Consider the following 17,466-nt stretch of genomic DNA (forward strand, 5'->3'; position numbering starts at 1 on the left):
CTACTGGATCCGTCGTCTGTCGAAGTTGCCGACCCCTCGCGCTGCGGGCCGGTCACTCCTCGACCTTTGGAGTCGGCACGGGCGCCGCCGGTACGTCGTCTGGACTGCGCCCTATCCCGCGCGACAAGGCATCAGCGGTCATGTCGGCCGCAGGTTTCTCGGTCGGTGCCGCTGTCGTCACCGCGGCTTCGGCGCGGCCTTGCTCACGAGCGGTGGCCAGGGCGTGCGCCAAGTCTCGGGCCGCTGCGCGCCGTCGCCGTCGACGGACCGCCACCAGCGTCCAGGCGGCACCGGCGAGCAGGGCCAGCATCAGCAGCTGGGACCACGGCACGGCCCAGACGGTCACCTGATGGGACACGGTGCCCGGCGGCGGGTCGAGCGTCTGCCCGGCAACGGCTGTCGGTGTGACAGCGGCGGTGACGGTGAGCCGGAACAGAGGCGGGACCTGGGCGAGCCGCACGGTGGTCCGTACCGCGTCGCCGGGCAGGATCTCAGGAAGCGTCCCGCCGGACGCAGACCCGGCGGTCAGGCCGAGCGGTCCCGCAGCGTGCACGGTCGGCGCGCCGGCGAGCCGGACGTTGCCGGTGTTCCGAACCGTGGCCGTAGCGGTGACCTCGCCGCCACCGAACGGATTGAGTGAACCGCGGTGCTGTACCCGCACGTCTTCCAGCGCCAGCGCCGGCCGAAGTTCGCCGGTGACTCGCAGATAGATGCGAGTACCGACCCGGTGGTCGACGGCCACCTGATTGCCGTGGGCGTCGGTGGTCGTAGCCGTGAGCGAGGCCACGACACCGCCCACGTGATCACCCGGGGTGGCGTTGGCCGGCACGTTCACGGTGAACGGCACGTCCACCCGGGAGCTCGACGGGATCGTCAGCTGCCGGGAGGTGAGGCTGACCCACGAACCCACATCGACCGGCCGCCGCGCCGCGGGCAACAGGTCGAAGCCACCCTGCGCTGTGGTGACCGCATCGCTGGCGTAGACACTCAGGGTGATTGGCCGCGCGGAGTGGTTCGTGACAGCGACGTAGTCGGTCAACCTGGCACCGGGATCAAGCTTGTAGGCGAATGCCGCACGCCCGTTGGGCCCCTTCGGGCTCGACGGACTCACCCCCCACGTCACAGCCGCCGGCGCCTCTGCTTTGGGAGAGCCGCCAGCGGGTGGCGGCGTAGGCACCGGTCCCGGTACGGCTATCGGCGGGGCGATGCCGAGCAGGACGACGGCGGAAACACCGATGAGTGAACGCATAGCAGAGGCAGCAGTCCGTTTCGGGTCGAGACGTGGCCGGGGTGGACCAACGGTGATGGCGGCGAAAGTTACGTGAGCCCCGTGGCCGGTCTTGGGTATCAACGCTCATGAACTCGCGCCGCCGGAACGCAGCCTCTCAGCAAATGAAAACCGTTGTCAAGTAGTTGGCGGGATGCGAGCCCGCCGGGTGGTTGCCGGGTGGTCAACGTGTTCTTCGGCTGGTGGGCCTGGGTCGTGGCGTCTCCAGCAGGCGACCCGTCGGTGAGGCCTCTCCTTGGAGGTTCTGGCCGCACGGATCGGGACATTATTGACATCCTCCCGGCCCTGAAGCTGAAGGGCCGGGATTCTCACGGTCGCCCGTGAGGTTTCCTGTTTCATCGCCGACTGCCTTGCCGGGAGGACTTTCCCTTGGGGTCTTACAGCAGCTCCGCAGGCGTTTTACCTCTCCGCCAGCCCGGCGGCGAGGATGTTTGTCGCGGCGTTGATGTCCCGGTCGTGCTCGGCCTTGCAGCCGGGGCACGTCCAGGAGCGGTCGTTGAGTGCGAGGGTGGTGTTGATCCGCCCGCACTCCGAGCAGGTTTTGGACGTGGGCAGCCACCGGTCGACGGGGATTACCTCACGCCCGTACCAGTCGGCTTTGTACTCCAGCATGCTGCGGAACTGGCCCCAGCCTGCGTCGGAGATGACGCGGGCCAGGCGGCGGTTGCGGAGCATGTTGCGCACGCTGAGATCTTCGATCGCGACCGTTTGAGTCTCACGGACGAGTCGAGTGGTCAGCTTGTGCAGATGGTCCCGCCGCCGGTCGGCGATGCGGGCGTGGATGCGGGCCACCTTCAGTCGGGCCTTCGCCCGGTTCGCGGAGCCCTCCTGTTTGCGGGCCAGGTTCCGCTGCGCCTTGGCCAGCTTGCGCCGGTCGGCCTGCCCGTAACGCGGGTTGGCCACCTTGCCTTCCTCGTCGCTGATTCCGGGGATCGGGTGGGACAGGGTGAGCAGACTGGTGATACCCGCGTCCACGCCCACCTCGGCCGCGGCGGGCGGCAGCGGCTTCACGGCCGGGTCCTCGATCAGGATGGATACGAACCAGCGGCCGGCGGCGTCGCGGGACACCGTGACGGTCGACGGCTGCGCCCCTTCGGGCAGGGGCCGGGACCACACGATGTGCAGCGGGGTGGTCATCTTGGCCAGGGTGAGCCGGCCGTCCCGCCACCGGAACGCGGAGCGGGTGTATTCGGCCGACGCCCGCGACTTGCGCTTGGACTTGAACCGCGGATACCGGGACCGCTTGTCCCAGAACGCCACAAACCCCGCCTGCAGATGCCGCAGCGTCTGCTGCAACGGCACCGAACTGACCTCGTTCAGGAACGCCAACTCCTGCGTGCGCTTCCACTCGGTCAGCCACCCCGACGACTGCACATAGGTGGTGCGCTGGCGGTCCACCGCCCACGCCCGGGTGCGGGCTTCCAACGCCCGGTTGTACACCACACGCACGCACCCGAAGGTGCGGTTCAGCTGTTCGGCCTGTTCAGGAGACGGGTAGAAGCGGTACTTGTACGCCCGCTTCACCACCTCACCCACGCCTCACACCCTACCAACCGTCCATGTAAGACGATCACTGAGGGGAGGGGCGGCGTTTCCTCCCGGCCGTAAACGGCCGGGTTTCCACGCCGCAATTCCGATGACCGCCCAGCCGGATGCGGCGACATCCTCGGCAGGTGCGACGGCCAGTCGGCGACCACGCCGGCGCCTCCAGTGGTCGCACGGCTCCGTGACCTGCGTCGTCTCGTGCCGCACGGCCTGCGCCGGTCCGCCGAAGAGGTGCAGGTGCTCCCCGAAGGTTCGACCCGCCGTCGAGGAGTCAAACGAAAACCATTATCGTTCGCGTTGCTGTTCAGCCTGGCTCGACACGTGAAGGAGACCCTCATGGCCGTACCGAAGCGAAAGATGTCGCGGTCGAACACCCGGCACCGCCGGGCGCAGTGGAAGGCGCAGGTGCCGCAGTTGACCCCGTGCCCGTGCCCCCGCAAGGAGATGGTGGTGCCGCACCGGGCCTGTGCGCACTGCGGGCTCTACAAGGGCCGCCAGGTGGTGGGGGAGCCGTGACCGGTCGCCTGCCGGTGACCGTGCTCTCCGGTTTCCTCGGGGCCGGCAAGACCAGCCTGCTCAACCACGTCCTAGCGAATCGGGACGGGCTGCGGGTCGCGGTGATCGTCAACGATATGAGCGAGGTCAACATCGACGCCTCGCTCGTCCGTGACGGTGGATCCCTGTCGCGGACCGAGGAGCGGCTGGTGGAGCTGACCAACGGCTGCATCTGCTGCACCCTGCGCGACGACCTGCTCGACGAGGTCGCGCGGCTGGCCCGGCAGGGCCGGTTCGACTACCTGCTGATCGAGTCCAGTGGCATCTCCGAACCGATGCCAGTGGCCGCCACATTCGCCTTCGGCGTGGAGGACGGGCAGGTGCTCGACGACCTCGCCCGACTGGACACCACCGTCACCGTGGTGGACGCCGCCGGGCTGCTCGCTCGCATCGAGGCGGGGGAGACCCTCGAACAGCGCGGGCTGGCCGCGTACGAGGGTGACGACCGCAGCATCGCCGACCTGCTGGTCGACCAGATCGAGTTCGCCGACGTCCTGGTGGTCAACAAGACCGACCTGGTCGACCCGGACGACCTGGCGGTGGTGGAGGCGCTGCTGACCCGGCTCAACCCGGCCGCCAGGCAGGTCCGGGCGACGCACGGCCGGGTACCACCAGCGGAGGTCCTGAACACGGGCCGGTTCGACCTCGACCGCGCGGAAACCGCGCCCGGCTGGGTGGCGGAGCTCAACGGCGAGCATGTGCCGGAGACCGAGGAGTACGGCATCTCCAGCATCGTGTTCCGCGACCACCGGCCGTTCCATCCACAGCGGCTGTGGGACCTGCTGACCGGCGGCCTGGACGCCTTCGGGGTGGTGCGCTCCAAGGGGTTCCTGTGGCTGGCCAGCCGCCCGGACGTGCAGGCCCTGTGGTCCCAGGCGGGCCCGTCGGGACGGTGTGACCCGGTCGGCGTGCCGGTCGCGGTGTCCGGAGAATGGCCGGACGACCCTGACGAGCGGGCCGAGCTGGAGTCCCGCTGGCACCCGGTCTTCGGCGACCGGCAGCAGGAACTGGTGCTCATCGGAGTGGGCCTGGACGGCGACGGCCTGCGGAACGCACTGGCCGCCTGCCTGCTGACCGACCGGGAGATCACCGCAGGGGAGGACGCCTGGCGGGACCTGCCCGACCCGTTCCCCGAATGGGATCTCGGCGACCTGCACGACCACGACCTCGCGGAACCGGTCCCGGTTCCGGCTTGACGTGCCGACCACGCTCACCATCGACGAGACCCGTGCCCCGACCAGCGGGCGAGGGTGTCGTGGATCTCCCGGGACAGCCGGGCCCGTTCCGCCGCAGACAACCGGCGGCCGACATCTGCTGCGACCGGGCTCTGTTCTCGTCGGCGAAGCCATGCGGGCTGCACCGGCCGCCGGGCCGGTGCAGCCCGCATGGCTTGGGATCGATCTGTGGACGGCCTGGTGCAATGCGTTGGCCAGGGAAGCAGCCATGGCGTCGCTGCTGAAGGAACGGTTGGCCGCCCTGGAGAACCGCCTTCGACCAGGGTGAGTCGCCCGTCCGGCCCCGGCCGCAGGTCAGAGTGCCGGGCCGCGGCGCGGTCGTGCTCCGGTTCGGTAGCCGGCGTCGCCCGCGAACCGGTCGCCAGGTGCGACCAACTCGCGGGCGGCGGCTAGCTTGATCTTTAACCTGTGCGTCGTGGCCTCGGGTTATTCGAGGTCTTCGTTTTCTTGGTGCTGCTGTTCGGCTTGTTGCTGGTAGCGGCTGTGACGATGTGGACGTCGTGGCGGGCGGCTCGGTGGCGGTTGGGGTGTCCGGGTGGTCGTCCGGGGCCTGGTCGGCTCGGTTTCGGTGCGGCGGCGGGGCAGCCGGCTTTGGTGCGTAGGTGCCGAAACGCGCGGCGGACGCGGGCCGGTGAGAGCCGTTCGGGCGGTGCGGGGCGTTCCCAGGGCCGGCGGAGGTCGCTGGCGGCGGTGCGGGCGAGGCGCAGCTGGGTGTAGGCGGCCAGCACCAGCCAGGTCCAGCGGTCGGCGGCGTGCGGGTCGCGCAGTTTCGGGCTGGTCCAGCCGAGGGTCTGTTTGAGCATGCGGAAGGTGTGTTCGATGTCGAAGCGGCGCAGGAACGCCTGCCAGAGCAGGTCAACCTCGACGTCTGTGGCGGTCGCCTGCGACCACCACAGCCAGACCGGTTTCGCGGTGGCGCCGCTGGGCAGCCGGTCGACCTGCAGCAGGATCACGGTGCCCTCGATGATCGGCAGCGGGCCGTGCTGGGCGCCCCAGGCGGTGCGGTGGGTCAGCCTGGGGTGCAGTCGGTGCCAGGCCCGCGCGGTCGCGGTGCCGTAGAGGCGGGTGTCGGTGGTCGTGGCGACGTCCGGGTCGCTCCAGCTGCCCGGGTCACCGAAGATGAACTCGCCGCCATGCCTGCGTGGGCGGCCGGTGGTGCCGGGCAGCCGGGGTGGCGCGGGCCGGTGCAGCACCCGGTCGGAACGCATCCGGACCAGAACCTGAACGGGTAGGTCGGCCAGCAGGAACGCCAGCCGGGGCCCGTCGTAGCCGGCATCCGCGACGATCCACATGTCCGGATCGCCAGGCTGCCACTGCCCGGCAGTGATCAGCCTCTGCACCACGTCCCGCAACTGGCCGGCGGTGACCGTGGCAGCGTCGTCACCGGGGGCCAGCCGGCGGGCGTCCAACGGCGCGGTCCACGAGGTGCGCCCGGCCTCCAGGGCGGTGACGAACGAGTACGGCCAGCCCGGAACCCCGATGTGGGTGTCCTTGCCGCGCCCGTAGGTATGGCACAGCACCCGCTCCGGACAGGTGTGCGCCTCCGGCCGCAGCCAGCACGTCACATCCACCGCCAGGACGATCCGCCCGTCCGCGGCCCGCGGCAACGGCACCGCCGCCACCGCAGTCCGCAGCCGCGCGATGTCGATCCGGCCGCGGTTCAACGCCGCGTACAGCGAGCCGTGACCGCGGCGGTGCTCACCCACCAGCGACAACTCCACCAGGGACCGCACCGGCGCGTCACCGCACAACAGCGCGTCGGCCAGCTCGAACAACGCGTCCCCACGAGCGGTCAGACAACGATGGAACTCACGCCGGAACACCGCCAGCCGCCCGACCTCATCGGTCGTCCCGGCATCGTGCACACTGATCACCAGACAGCCCTTGGTTCTTGATCTTCTTCCCTAGACAAGAGGAATGATCGATCAAGGGCTGTCCCCATGATCAGCCGGGGTCGATGCCACCGCCCAGCAGGTTAAAGATCAAGCTAGGGCCTGTTTCAAAGTCGATCAGCGCCGTTTGCTGATCCGGGCTCTTGCATCCCATGGATGGCTCGTCCTAGCTCGGCCAGCGACCGGTGAAGAGTTCCACGCCCGGCGGCGAACCGGGCAACGGGTCATGTCCCGGCCGTAATCCGTCGAGCGCTATCGCGATCAGCCGCCGGCGAGCCTCGGCGGCGGCGGGGAGCAGGTCGTCCCGGCCTTGCTTGCGAAGCTGATCGACGACCGGGGAACGGCCGAGCTGCTCGATGAGCAGCGAGATGTCGACCGCGGTCACATCGGCGCGCAGGGCGCCGGCCTCGTGTGCTCGCCGTACCAGCTCATCGAGCAGTTCGTCGCCGCGGCGGGACTTGGCGCTCATCTCCTGGGTCACCTCGATGGCGCCGGCGATGGGAGCCAGCGAGCCCTGCCCGAACTCGACGCAGCCGCGCACGAATGCCGTTAGTCCCGCCCACGGATCGGGATCGGCCAAGCCCTGCTCGGCCGCCTGGTTCCAGTGGTCGAGGGACACCAGGCTGAGCTGCTGGAACAGCTCCTCCTTTGTCTTGTAACGGCGGTAGAGGCTGCCGATGCCGACCCCTGCTCGGGCAGCGATGGCGGCGACGGACGCGTGCGCGCCGTCTTCGGCGAGCACGTCACGGGCGGCCTGGAGCAACGCGCGGTCGTTGCGTTCTGCGATGTCTTTACGCGTGGTCATCGCCACAGACTTTACCAGTTGCGGAGCGAAACGCTCCGGCATAGCCTCAAGCGGAGCGGATCACTCCGCTAGTTGAGGAGATGCGACATGGACCCCGAGATCGAGGCGATCGAGCAGGTCGTCCGCGACGCCGAAGAGCTTCAGAGCGACGTCGCCGGTTTCACTGGACTGCTGACCGAGGAGGTGTCCCTGGTCAACTTCACCGGGATCCGACTGCGCGGCCGCGAGCAGGTCAAGAAGGTCATGGCCGAGGCGCTGCGCACCCCGCTGAAGGACGTGCTGACCACGAACGAGCTGCTCGACGTCACGTTCCTGCGCCCGGACGTGGCGCTGGCCAACCTGATCAAGCACGTCAACGACGGCCGCACGGGAGCGCTGACGTTCGTGCTGGTCAAAGACGCCGGCACCTGGCGGATCGCGCTGGCGCAGACCACCCCGGTGGTGACGTCATGAGTATGGCTCTGGTCATCGGTGCCACTGGCCAGCAGGGCGGCGCCACCGCACGTCACCTGCTGCGCCGCGGCTGGCAGGTTCGCGCCCTGGTGCGCGACCCGGAAAGCCCCGCCGCGCGTCGCCTGGCCGGCGCCGAGCTCACTGTCGGCGACCTGGGAGACCCCGCGTCCCTGGAGCGAGCCATGCGTGGCGTCGATGCCGTGTTCAGCATGCAAGCCCTGGCCTACGAGCCGGAAACCCTCAAAGCTGAGGTACGGCAGGGCATGCTCGTCGCCGACGTCGCCCTGGATACCGGAGTCGGGCACCTGGTCTACAGCTCGGTCGGCGGTGCCGAGCGGCACACCGGAATCGAGCACTTCGAGAGCAAGGCGGCAATCGAGTCCTACATCCGCGCTCTGGGGTTGCCCGCGACCATCCTGCGGCCGGTGTTCTTCATGGACAACCTGCTGCACTACGCCGATACCGCAGGCGAAAGGGAGATGGAGCTCCCGGTGCTCCCCGACCGGCCGATGCAGCTGATCGCCACCGATGACATCGGCCGCATCGCCGCGCACGTCATCGACCACCGGGACGACTACCTGGGTGTGGAACTTGAGATCGCCGGCGACGAGCTGACTTTCTCCGAGGTGGCCGCAATCTACGAGAAGGTCACCGGAGTGCCAACGCGCCTCGTCGCCCTGCCGGTCGAGGGCAGGATGTTCGAGTGGTTCGCTGAGAGCGGCTACCAGGCTGACCTCGCCAAACTGCGCGACCACTTCCCTGGCTTGCTCACCTTTCAAGACTGGCTCGGCGGGCAGGTCCGCTAGGGCCTGCTTCGAAGTCTGGTGCGTGACGGTGTGTCATGATCCCTAAGCAGTGAGGTCTCCGGTAGAGGGTTCATCGACCAAGAAGAACGTGAACACCGGAGACCTCGTGGCCACCCTAGCGGTGACGAGGCGGTTCGACCTGAACGATGCCCAGTGGGCGATCCTGGAGGCGTTGTTACCCGCTCCCAGGCGGCCGGGCCGGCCCTCGAAGTGGACCAAGCGGCAGCTCTGATCGACGGTATCCGCTGGCGGGTACGGGGGGTGCGCCCTGGCGGGACGTCCCGGAATGCTACGGCTCCTGGCAGGCGGTCTACGCCCTGTTTCCGGCGCTGGCAGCGCGACGGGATCTGGACCCGGATCCTGGCCGCCCTGCAGGCCCGGGCTGATGCGGCGGGGGTGATCGACTGGCAGGTGAGTGTAGACTCCACCATCATGCGCGCACCAGCACGCCGCCGGCGCCCGCCGCAACGGTGAGCTGCAGCGCGAACCGCCCGCTGGGACGGGTGGCGGGACGGCTGGCGAGCCCGGCGATCACGCGCTGGGCCGGTCCCGGGGCGGGCTGTCGACCAAGCTGCATCTGGCCTGCGAAGGGGGCCAGCGGCCGATGTCACTGATGCTGACCGCCGGGCAGGCCGGTGACGCCCCGCAGTTCGCGGCGGTGATGGCCGGCATCCGCATCGCCCGCCCGGGCGGCGGACGTCCTCGGACCCGGCCGGAGCGGGTACGCGCCGATAAGGTGTATTCGTCCCGCGCGATCCTCGGCCGCCTGCGACGGCGCGGGATCGGCTGCACCATTCCCGAGCCCGCCGACCAGATCGGCCACCGGCTCCGGCGCGGCGGCTGCGGCGGCCGCCCAACCGCCTTCGACCCCGAGGATTATCGCGGCCGGCACGCGGTGGAGTGCGGCATCAACCGCCTCAAACGCCACCGCGCGGTGGCCACCCGATACGACTGTCGCTATCCGCTACCTGGCCACCCTCCACATCCCAGCCATCAACGAATGGCTCCACCTACTTCGAAACACGGCCTAGGTCCGGCTGTCTCGCGGCACCGACGAGGCGGGCGCCTGCCCTGCCCAGTCGGTGCGCGCTGTGCTCATCGCGACTGCTGCGGACCGCGGCGGGCGTACTTGGCGCGGAACTTCTCCACCCGGCCTTCGGTGTCGAGCAGGCGTTGCTTGCCGGTCCAAAAGGGGTGGCTGGCGGAGGAGATCTGCACGTCGATGACGGGGTAGGTGTTTCCGTCGGTCCACTCGATCGTCTGGTCGCTGGTGGCGGTGGAGCGGGTGAGGAAGGCGAAGTCGGCGGCGCGGTCGCGGTAGACGACGGGTTTGTAGCTGGGGTGGATGTCGGGCTTCATGCGGTGTCTCCTTCGGTGTTGGTGTCGGTCGGGTCGAGATCGGCGAGCGGAAAGCAGCCGGTGAACGGGTCGTCATAGCCGCGCCAGGTGTCCTCGCCGTCGGCGAGTTCGGCGTCGGTGAGCAGGCAGCTGGTGAGGGTGCGGTGCAGGCCGGCGGGGTCGAGGTCGAGGCCGATGAAGACGAGGTGCTGGTGCCGGTCGCCGTAGTAGGGGTCCCAGTCGAGGGCGGCGGCGAGCCGGCGATGGTCGGACACCTCGTCCCAGTGCGGGTCGGGGAGTGCGGCTAGCCAGCGGCCGAGGGAGCCGAGGCTGAGGCCGCCGCCGGCGAAGTCCCAGGCGATGACGGTGTCCGGTTGGCTGGCCAGCCACAGGTGCCCCCGGGAGCGGATCACGTCGGCGTTGATCTCCTCGAGGACGTCGTGCAGTCGTCGAGCGTGGAAGGGGCGGCGGGCGCGGAAGACCACGGACACCACTCCGCAGTCGGGGTGCGGCTCGTGCAGGCCGACGTTGTAGCCCTCCAGCCCGCGGGTCAGGACTCCGGGGGTCTCGGGGCGGTGCCGGCGGGTGCCGCGCAGCTGGCGGGTCAGGGTGCCGGCGTCGATGACGTCACCGTCGACCCGCACCTGGGTCGCCCATGGCGCCATGCGCTCCAGCAGCACCGCCAGCCGGCTGGTGTCGTATGCGCCCTCCCGGGACTGTCCCCACAGGACGAGGGTGTCGGCGTACTCGATCTGGCGGACGATGACGTCGGCGAGCCCGCGGTCGTCGTTGTCGGCGGCGTGGATGCCGAGGGTCTTGAGGTCGTCGGTGCTGGCCAGCCCGTCGAGCAGGTGCTCGGCGTCGACGACGGTGACGTACGAGTCGACGTGCAACAGGTCGGTGATCGGCGCGCCGTCGATCAGGCAGTGTGCGCAGACGGCGGCGACGGCTTCCGGCTCGACCACCTCCGGCAGCATCAGCACCAGGTCGCGGTGCGGGTGGGCGCGGGCCAGCCGGGCGAGGGTCGGCAGTACGTCCTCGCGCAGGGTGCAGGAGACACAGCCGTGCGCGAGCGTTATGCGCTCGTCCTCGAGTATTCCTTCGCGGTCGCGCACGATGCGGTGGACGGTGCCGGTGTCGAGGCCGGCGAGGTCGTGCCGGATCAGCAGCAGCGTCGGGTCCGCCGCGAGCAGGCTGCGGGCTAGGGCGTACGTGGCGGACGGCCAGAAGCCACTGAGCACGGTCAACGACGGTCGGGCGTCGGACGCCGGAACTCCGGCGTCGGCCGGTGCGAGCGGAGACGTCGACATCACAGTCCTCTCGACTTAGTTGAAAACGATTGTCATTATAGGCACGTGGTTGACGGCGAGTGGCAGGCGAGGTCTTCTCGCACGACACGCCACGGCGGCCTGGCGGCGTCGGTCGCGCAAGGGTCGCGGTGCGGGTGTCACGTCCCGGCGTCTGGTCGGCACAGAGGTGACGCCCGCTTCGCTGCCGAGCCGGCACGCCTCCTCTGGGACACGACTCTGCTGGCCGTCCCGCTCTCGGGCCATTGCCCTGGAGGTGCTGGCTCGGTTCGTCAGTGCCGGTCGAGGTTGTTGGGGACCCCGAGTGGAGGCCGCCCGGTCAGCCACGGTAAGAATGAAAACCATTATCGTTATGGCAACCCTTGAGGAGTACTTGTGTCCCGTCGCTGTGATGTCACCGGCGCGGAGCCGAGCTTCGGCAACGCCGTGTCCCACTCCCACCGGCGCACCCGCCGCCGGTGGAACCCCAACCTGCAGAACCACCGCTACTGGCTGCCCTCGGAGCGGCGCTGGGTCCGCCTGACGCTGACCGCCAAGGCGCTGAAGACCGTGGACCGTAAGGGCATCGAAAAGGTCGTCGCGGAGCTGCGCGCCCGGGGGGTGACGGTCTGATGGCCCGGCAGACCGACGTCCGCCCGATCGTCCGGCTGCGCAGCACCGCCGGCACCGGCTACACGTACGTCACCCGCAAGAACCGCCGCAACGACCCCGACCGGATGGTGCTGCGCAAGTACGACCCGGTCGTCCGCAGGCACGTCGAGTTCCGAGAGACGCGCTGACATGGCCCGCAAGAGCCTCGCCAACCGACAGGCCCGCCGAGACGACCTGGTCACTCGCCACGCGCAGCGCCGCGCCGAGCTGAAGCAGACCATCGCCCACCCGGACACCGACCCGGCGGTGCGGGACGCCGCCGTCCGCCACCTGGCGCGGCTGCCCCGCGACTCCAGCCCGGTGCGGCTGCGCAACCGGGACGTCATCGACGGCCGGCCGCGAGGCGTGCTGACCCGCTTCGGATTGTCGCGGGTGCGGTTCCGGGAGATGGCGCTGCGGGGCGAGCTGCCGGGGATCCGCAAGGCGTCCTGGTAACAACGCCAACCACCGCGCTGAGCGCCCGCGCCGCTGTCGGCGCGGGCGCTCGTCCCTGCCGACAGCGGAGGCAACTGGACCGGATGCCTCAGCAGGGGGACTGGTGAGTCCGGTTGGACAACCCGACGCGGCGTGGCTCCTCTCCGGGCCAGGCCAGGAGCCACGCCGCATCGACAGTTCGTCCGGCGTCGGGCCCGTCGACGCCTGGCACGCTCACGTGCAGTGTTTGAGCACGTCCAGGACGAGAGAGACGGCGGGGACGCTGGTGAGCGCGTATTGCATCCGGCCCTGCTGGCGGTAGCGGCGGACGAGGCGGGCGTGGCGCAGGTGCCGAAGTTGGTGCGACACGTGCGAGGCGGGCAGCTGCAGCGCGCCCGAGAGTTCGGTGACGCACGCGTCGGCTCGCGTGAGCTGCTGCAGGATGCGGATGCGCGCCGGGTGGGCGATGGTGCGTAGCAGCTCGCTGATCTCCTCAATCGAGGCGGGCTCGCCGGTCACGGCGCGGTGAGGAAGGTCGTGCGGAACCCGTCGCGCAGGCGGTGTGCCGCCAGCGACACGAGCAGGACGGCGGCGGCGGTCAGCGAGATGCTGCCACCGGCAGCAGCATCCCATAGCCGGGAGAACCACAGCCCTGCGGCGGCACTGCCGGCACCGAGTGTGGCGGCGAGAGTGGTCATGGGGGCGAGACGGTCGGTCCAGGCGCGGGCAGCCGCGGCGGGAGCGACGATGAGCGCCAGGGCGAGGATGGTGCCGACGGCGGGCACGATCGCGACGACGACGAGGTCGACCAGCAGCAGGAGAGCGAGGTCGAGCAGCCGGACGCGGTATCCGGCGGCGCGGGCGCCGGCGGGATCAAAACCGACGTACAGCAGGTGCCGGCCGCCGACGGCGAGCGCGACCGCCGTGAGCGCCAGCAGGACGACGGTCACGACCAGGTTCTCGGTGGTGACGGTCAGGATCGAGCCCACGAGGAAGGCGGACAGGTCTCGGCTGAAACCGTTCTGGGTGGCAACCAGCGCGACGCCGAGCGCGAAGCCGGCGGAGAGGATCACTCCGGTCGCGGCGGTGGCCTCTTGGCCGCGGGTACGCGCCAGCGCGGCGACGGCGGCGGCGGTCAGCAGCCCGGCGACCACGCCGCCGAGGTAGATGTTGATGCCGAGGATGGACGCGGCGACCACTCCGGGAAACGTGGCGTGGGCCATCGTCATGGTGAAGAACGACAGCCGGCGCAGCACGACGTGCACGCCGACCAGTCCGGTGAGCACCCCGACGGCGACGGCTTCGACCAGGGCACGGCCGAAGGTGTCCTGCAGTAGCCAGCTCACCGGGTCACCGTCGCGGCGGGCGGGTGCGGCCGGCGGCGGAGCTGGCCGGCGAGCAGGGCGAGCAGGTAGCAGACCACAAGGGTGAGCACCACCGCGGCGGCGGAGGTGAGCCGAACGCCGTATCGGACGGAGGCGGTCCAGCTGGCCAACAGGCCCAGGTAGGCGGCAAGGCCGGTGACGGCGGTGGCGATCACTGCCATGGCGGTGAGCCGGTCGGTCAGCAGGCGCGCCGTGGCGGCGGGCACGATGAGCAGGGCGATCACCAGGATGGTGCCGACGGCCTGCACGGCGGCGACGACGACCAACGCGACGGCCGTGTTGAGCCCGAGATCGAGCAGGGTGAGGCGGTACCCGGCGGTGGCGGCGCCGATGGGGTCGAAGGCCCGCAGGATCAGCGGCCGGGCGGTGACGGCGAGGCCGGTGAGCACGATCGCGGCCAGCACGGCGGTCTGCGCGAGCTGAGCGGGAGTGACGGTGAGCAGCCGGCCGAACAGGAACGCGGTCAGGTCGCTGGTGTAGGAGTGCTGACGGGACACGAGCACCACGCCGAGAGAGAACATGGCGGTCAGCAGCACAGCCACCGTGGTGTCGTCACTGAGCCGTCCCCAGCGGGTCAGCACGGTGAGCGCGACCGCGGTCAGCAGGGCGGCGACGAGTGCGCCGCCAGCGATGCCGGTCCAGCCAGCGACGAGGAATCCGATGACCACGCCGGGGAAAACGGTGTGGGTCAGCGCGTCGGCGACGAAGGCCAGCCGGCGCAGGAAGACCAGCACGCTGACCGGCCCACACACCACGGCGAGCAGGAGCAGCTCGGCGAAGGCGCGGCCCATGAACGGCACGCTGAACGGGGCGACGAGTGCACTCATGCCGTCACCGTCCGGGCCGCGCGGCGTGCAGATCGGCGGCCTGGCTGCCGTAGCCGTAGGTGCCGGGCAGCTCCGCGAGGATCTGTTCGGTGGGGCCGGTGACGGCGTGCCCGCCGTGGATGAGGCAGGCGGTGTCGGCGAGGTCGCGGGCCAGGCGCAGGTCGTGGGTGCTGAGCAGAACGGCGGTGCCGGCGGCGGCAAGGTCCCGCAGCTGCGCCACGATGACGTCCTGGCTGGTGACGTCGAGCCCGTTGAAGGGCTCGTCCATCAGCATCAGTCGGGCCTGGGCGGCGATGGCGCGGGCGAGCAGGACCCGTTGGCGTTGGCCTCCAGACAGCAGCCCGAAGCGGGTGCGTGCGCGGTCGGCCAGCCCGACTTGCTCCAGTGCGTCCGCGGCGACGGCGCGGTCGGTCGCACGGATTTGCCGCAGCCAGCGGGTGGGATGGTAGCGGCCCATGAGCACGACGTCGGCGGCGGTGACGGGGAAGTCGGCGTCGAGGGTGTCGACCTGCGGCACGTAGGCGGCAGCGCCGCGCGCCTGCCGCGCCGGCTGTCCGGCGACGGTGATCGTGCCGGCCAGGACGTCGGCGAGCCCGACGACGGCCTTGATGAGGGTGGACTTGCCGGCGCCGTTGGCGCCGACGAGGGCGACGATCTGGCCGGGCTCCACCGTGAGGTTCACGTCGGTGAGCACGGCGCGGCGCCGGTAGCCGACGTCGGCCTGCGCGAGGTGCAGGGCGGCGTCGGCTACCGGCGCGCGGGTGGGCTCAGCCACCGAGGGCTGCCACGATGGTGTCGGTGTTGTGTTCCTCGGCGCCGAGGTAGGTGCCCTGGGGGGTGCCTTCGGGGCCGAGGCTGTCGCCGTAGAGGGCGTCCTCCCCGCCGACCACCTTCACGCCTGCCTGGCGGGCGATCGCCTCGGCGGCCTTGGGCGGCAGGGAACTCTCGCTGAAGATCGCCTTGGTGCCGGTGGCCTTGATCTTCGCGACCAGGTCGTTGATCTGGGTGGCGGACAGTTCGGCGCTGGTGTCCAGGCTGGGAATCACCGCGCCGATGAACTGCAGCTGGTAGCGGTCGATGTAGTAGCCGAACGCGTCGTGGTTGGTGACCAGCTTGCGGGCGTCCGCCGGCAGGGCGGCGAACTTGCGCTCGTTGTCCGCGTCGAGCTTGTCCAGCTTCGCCGCGTACGCCTGGAAGTTCGCCCGGTAGGTGTCGGCGTGGCCGGGGTCGGCGGTGACGAGGGCCTTCTCGATGTTCTCCGCCATGATCTTGGCGTTGCGGGGGTTGTGCCAGATGTGCGGATCGCCGTCCTTCGTCTCTTCGTCGCCGGGGTCGCCCTTGCGCAGCGCCACTCCCTGCGAGGTGTCGACGACCGTGCCCTTGAAGCCGGCCGAGGAGATGGTGTCATCGAGCCATTCCTCGAGTCCGACGCCGTTCTTGATGACGAGCTTGGCGGCCCCGATCGCCTGGATGTCGGCGGGGGTGGGCTCGTAGTCGTGGGGGTCGACGTTCGGTTTGATGATCTGGGTGACGCTGACGGCGTTGCCGCCGACGTTGCGCGTGAAATCCGCGACCTCGGGCGTCGTGGCGACCACGGCGATGGTGCCGTTCTTCGCCGCGGTCGCGGTGCCGGTGTCGGTGTTGGCAGCGCAGCCGGCGGCGGCGCCGATCGTCGCTATCGCCAGGACGGTGCCGAGCGTACGGATGGATAGGGTCACAACCGCTCCTTGCTCATTGGATGAGTGGAACGGTAGTCATTTCCAATAACTGGGTCTAGCTGTCAGGTGCTCATATCAGCACCTGTGCAACCATCGCCGGTCCTACGCGTACGGCTCGGCGGGTGCGGGGATGTGTTGCCAGTCCTCCACCTGAAATTAGGGAACCTCGGCGTCGTTGACGGGGACCTTGGCAGTGTGCGGGATCCACCGGCCAGTGGCCCGTACCCAGGTGTTCGCCGGCGCCTGCGGAACCTGGCCATGCAGGCCGATCTTGATGGGGACGCCGTCGGCGGCGCAGCAGGACAGCACGATGTGGGCGAGCATGGGCTGCCGGTCCGGCCCGGGGACAAGAACCCTGGGGAACCGGGGACGGACATCGCGAATGGGGACCTCTTCGCAGCGCCGATTGCGCTGCGGCCCACGACCCCGCCTTCGTCGGTGATCAGGTTGAGCCCGCCGAACAGTTGCCGGCCGGCAGCGGGCGTGGCATGCACTGTGACCGCCGGTGGCGGTGGCGCCCGCATCGTTGGCCAGAGAACCACCGTGCCCGGGCGGTGACCGCGCCCAGGGCGGGGGAGTCCCGGTAGTCGAACTCGGCGATGTCCGCCGGCGTCGCCTAGCCGTCGACCTGCCTCCAGGCGCGCGCCTCGCCAACCGCCTGGAGCCGCGCCCAGACACCTTCATTCGCTGGACCATCCTCGTCGGGCGGCTACGGCACGAGGTGTGAACATATGCGCAATGCATAATGGGTTCCGAAATCACGTGACCACCAACGTCACGGAGGACAGGGAATCGGGCGTCGAGCAGGCGCTGTGACGAGCGGAGACGACGGACGGTGACCGAGGCAATGCCCACAGCGACCCGCAACACCCGGCAGCGCGCCGAGGTACTGGCGCTGCTGCGCGAGGTGGAGGGCTTCCACAGCGCGCAGCAGCTGCACCAGATGCTCGTCGACCGCAAGGCGCGGGTCGGCCTGACCACCGTCTACCGGACGCTGCAGATTCTGGTGGACAGCGGCGAGATCGACTCGACGCGGCTGCCGGGCGGGGAGTATCTGTACCGGCGGTGTAGCCAGAGCCGGCACCACCATCACCTGGTGTGCCGGGAGTGTGGGCGTGCGGTCGAGGTCGCCGGTCCTGCCGTGGAGCGGTGGGCCGACCAGGTCGCCAGCCAGCACGGCTTCACCGACGTCGGGCACACCCTGGAAATCTTCGGCACCTGCGGCAAGTGCGCCACCTGACGGGCGG

At 70.0% G+C, this 17,466-nt stretch carries 20 protein-coding genes and 1 pseudogene; 9 read left to right on the forward strand and 12 right to left on the reverse strand.

Going from position 1 to position 17,466, the window contains the following annotated elements; genetic code table 11:
- Positions 1 to 52 precede the first annotated feature (52 nt).
- Positions 53 to 1,249: a DUF916 domain-containing protein gene (locus ABZ783_RS30970; protein WP_357444409.1), complete on the reverse strand. Its 1,197-nt coding sequence runs from the start codon at positions 1,247 to 1,249 to the stop codon at positions 53 to 55.
- A gap of 438 nt (positions 1,250 to 1,687) precedes the next feature.
- Positions 1,688 to 2,824 (reverse strand): RNA-guided endonuclease TnpB family protein, encoded by a 1,137-nt coding sequence (locus ABZ783_RS30975; RefSeq protein ID WP_357444412.1) that lies wholly within the window; start codon positions 2,822 to 2,824, stop codon positions 1,688 to 1,690.
- 345 nt (positions 2,825 to 3,169) lie between these two features.
- Here ABZ783_RS30975 and rpmF point away from each other — a divergent pair, with 345 nt between their 5' ends.
- Together rpmF and ABZ783_RS30985 are read left to right on the forward strand one after the other, a co-directional pair.
- Positions 3,170 to 3,349 (forward strand): 50S ribosomal protein L32, encoded by a 180-nt coding sequence (gene rpmF, locus ABZ783_RS30980; protein ID WP_357444415.1) that lies wholly within the window; start codon positions 3,170 to 3,172, stop codon positions 3,347 to 3,349.
- Positions 3,346 to 4,584, forward strand: a complete 1,239-nt coding sequence (locus tag ABZ783_RS30985) for a GTP-binding protein (RefSeq protein ID WP_357444418.1) — start codon at positions 3,346 to 3,348, stop codon at positions 4,582 to 4,584. Before rpmF ends, ABZ783_RS30985 begins: the two co-directional genes overlap by 4 nt.
- Before the next feature lie 440 nt (positions 4,585 to 5,024).
- Here the strand turns inward: ABZ783_RS30985 and ABZ783_RS30990 are convergent, their stop codons facing one another.
- Together ABZ783_RS30990 and ABZ783_RS30995 are read right to left on the reverse strand one after the other, a co-directional pair.
- On the reverse strand, positions 5,025 to 6,497 hold the full coding sequence (locus tag ABZ783_RS30990; protein ID WP_357444421.1) for an NF041680 family putative transposase: 1,473 nt from the start codon (positions 6,495 to 6,497) through the stop codon (positions 5,025 to 5,027).
- 184 nt (positions 6,498 to 6,681) lie between these two features.
- Positions 6,682 to 7,362 (reverse strand): TetR/AcrR family transcriptional regulator, encoded by a 681-nt coding sequence (locus ABZ783_RS30995; RefSeq protein WP_357444424.1) that lies wholly within the window; start codon positions 7,360 to 7,362, stop codon positions 6,682 to 6,684.
- A 45-nt stretch (positions 7,363 to 7,407) separates the two neighbouring features.
- Here ABZ783_RS30995 and ABZ783_RS31000 point away from each other — a divergent pair, with 45 nt between their 5' ends.
- The 3 genes and pseudogenes from ABZ783_RS31000 to ABZ783_RS31010 form a co-directional block, all read left to right on the forward strand.
- A complete protein-coding gene (locus ABZ783_RS31000; RefSeq protein ID WP_357444427.1) occupies positions 7,408 to 7,773 on the forward strand; it encodes an SgcJ/EcaC family oxidoreductase in 366 nt (121 codons plus the stop codon).
- Positions 7,770 to 8,579, forward strand: a complete 810-nt coding sequence (locus ABZ783_RS31005) for an NmrA/HSCARG family protein (RefSeq protein WP_357444430.1) — start codon at positions 7,770 to 7,772, stop codon at positions 8,577 to 8,579. The genes ABZ783_RS31000 and ABZ783_RS31005 overlap by 4 nt, the downstream gene beginning before the upstream one ends.
- 88 nt (positions 8,580 to 8,667) lie before the next feature.
- Positions 8,668 to 9,537 (forward strand): annotated as a pseudogene (locus ABZ783_RS31010) (IS5 family transposase); the annotation flags it as partial.
- Positions 9,538 to 9,674: 137 nt separating this feature from the next.
- Here ABZ783_RS31010 and ABZ783_RS31015 read toward each other — a convergent pair.
- Together ABZ783_RS31015 and ABZ783_RS31020 are read right to left on the reverse strand one after the other, a co-directional pair.
- Positions 9,675 to 9,938 (reverse strand): type B 50S ribosomal protein L31, encoded by a 264-nt coding sequence (locus ABZ783_RS31015; RefSeq protein ID WP_357444433.1) that lies wholly within the window; start codon positions 9,936 to 9,938, stop codon positions 9,675 to 9,677.
- The gene (locus ABZ783_RS31020) at positions 9,935 to 11,227 is read right to left on the reverse strand and encodes a GTP-binding protein (RefSeq protein WP_357444436.1); all 1,293 of its coding nucleotides are present in this window, start codon (positions 11,225 to 11,227) and stop codon (positions 9,935 to 9,937) included. Before ABZ783_RS31020 ends, ABZ783_RS31015 begins: the two co-directional genes overlap by 4 nt.
- Positions 11,228 to 11,599: 372 nt before the next feature.
- Between ABZ783_RS31020 and rpmB the strand changes: the two genes are divergently transcribed.
- From rpmB to rpsN, 3 genes are read left to right on the forward strand one after another with little or no spacing between them, the layout of a single operon-like run.
- Positions 11,600 to 11,836 carry a 50S ribosomal protein L28 gene (gene rpmB, locus ABZ783_RS31025; protein WP_357444439.1) on the forward strand — a complete coding sequence of 79 codons (237 nt, stop codon included), beginning with the start codon at positions 11,600 to 11,602 and terminating at the stop codon, positions 11,834 to 11,836.
- Positions 11,836 to 12,003, forward strand: coding sequence for a 50S ribosomal protein L33 (gene rpmG, locus ABZ783_RS31030; protein ID WP_357444442.1), 168 nt, complete (start codon positions 11,836 to 11,838; stop codon positions 12,001 to 12,003). The genes rpmB and rpmG overlap by 1 nt, the downstream gene beginning before the upstream one ends.
- Position 12,004: 1 nt before the next feature.
- Positions 12,005 to 12,310, forward strand: coding sequence for a 30S ribosomal protein S14 (rpsN, locus tag ABZ783_RS31035; RefSeq protein WP_357444445.1), 306 nt, complete (start codon positions 12,005 to 12,007; stop codon positions 12,308 to 12,310).
- Positions 12,311 to 12,523: 213 nt separating this feature from the next.
- Here rpsN and ABZ783_RS31040 read toward each other — a convergent pair whose 3' ends face one another.
- The 6 genes from ABZ783_RS31040 to ABZ783_RS31065 form a co-directional block, all read right to left on the reverse strand.
- Positions 12,524 to 12,808 (reverse strand): metalloregulator ArsR/SmtB family transcription factor, encoded by a 285-nt coding sequence (locus ABZ783_RS31040; protein ID WP_357444448.1) that lies wholly within the window; start codon positions 12,806 to 12,808, stop codon positions 12,524 to 12,526.
- Positions 12,805 to 13,635: a metal ABC transporter permease gene (locus ABZ783_RS31045; RefSeq protein WP_357444451.1), complete on the reverse strand. Its 831-nt coding sequence runs from the start codon at positions 13,633 to 13,635 to the stop codon at positions 12,805 to 12,807. Before ABZ783_RS31045 ends, ABZ783_RS31040 begins: the two co-directional genes overlap by 4 nt.
- Complete coding sequence (locus ABZ783_RS31050) at positions 13,632 to 14,501, reverse strand: metal ABC transporter permease (protein WP_357444454.1); 870 nt, start codon at positions 14,499 to 14,501, stop codon at positions 13,632 to 13,634. Before ABZ783_RS31050 ends, ABZ783_RS31045 begins: the two co-directional genes overlap by 4 nt.
- Positions 14,502 to 14,505: 4 nt before the next feature.
- Complete coding sequence (locus ABZ783_RS31055) at positions 14,506 to 15,276, reverse strand: ABC transporter ATP-binding protein (protein WP_357444457.1); 771 nt, start codon at positions 15,274 to 15,276, stop codon at positions 14,506 to 14,508.
- Positions 15,269 to 16,219, reverse strand: a complete 951-nt coding sequence (locus ABZ783_RS31060; RefSeq protein WP_357444460.1) for a metal ABC transporter substrate-binding protein — start codon at positions 16,217 to 16,219, stop codon at positions 15,269 to 15,271. Before ABZ783_RS31060 ends, ABZ783_RS31055 begins: the two co-directional genes overlap by 8 nt.
- Before the next feature lie 156 nt (positions 16,220 to 16,375).
- Positions 16,376 to 16,543, reverse strand: coding sequence for a hypothetical protein (locus ABZ783_RS31065; RefSeq protein ID WP_357444463.1), 168 nt, complete (start codon positions 16,541 to 16,543; stop codon positions 16,376 to 16,378).
- Positions 16,544 to 17,066: 523 nt separating this feature from the next.
- Here ABZ783_RS31065 and ABZ783_RS31070 point away from each other — a divergent pair.
- Positions 17,067 to 17,459, forward strand: coding sequence for a transcriptional repressor (locus tag ABZ783_RS31070; RefSeq protein ID WP_357444466.1), 393 nt, complete (start codon positions 17,067 to 17,069; stop codon positions 17,457 to 17,459).
- Positions 17,460 to 17,466 lie beyond the last annotated feature (7 nt).

The organism is Micromonospora sp. NPDC047738, from assembly GCF_040642675.1.
Classification (GTDB): domain Bacteria; phylum Actinomycetota; class Actinomycetes; order Mycobacteriales; family Micromonosporaceae; genus Micromonospora.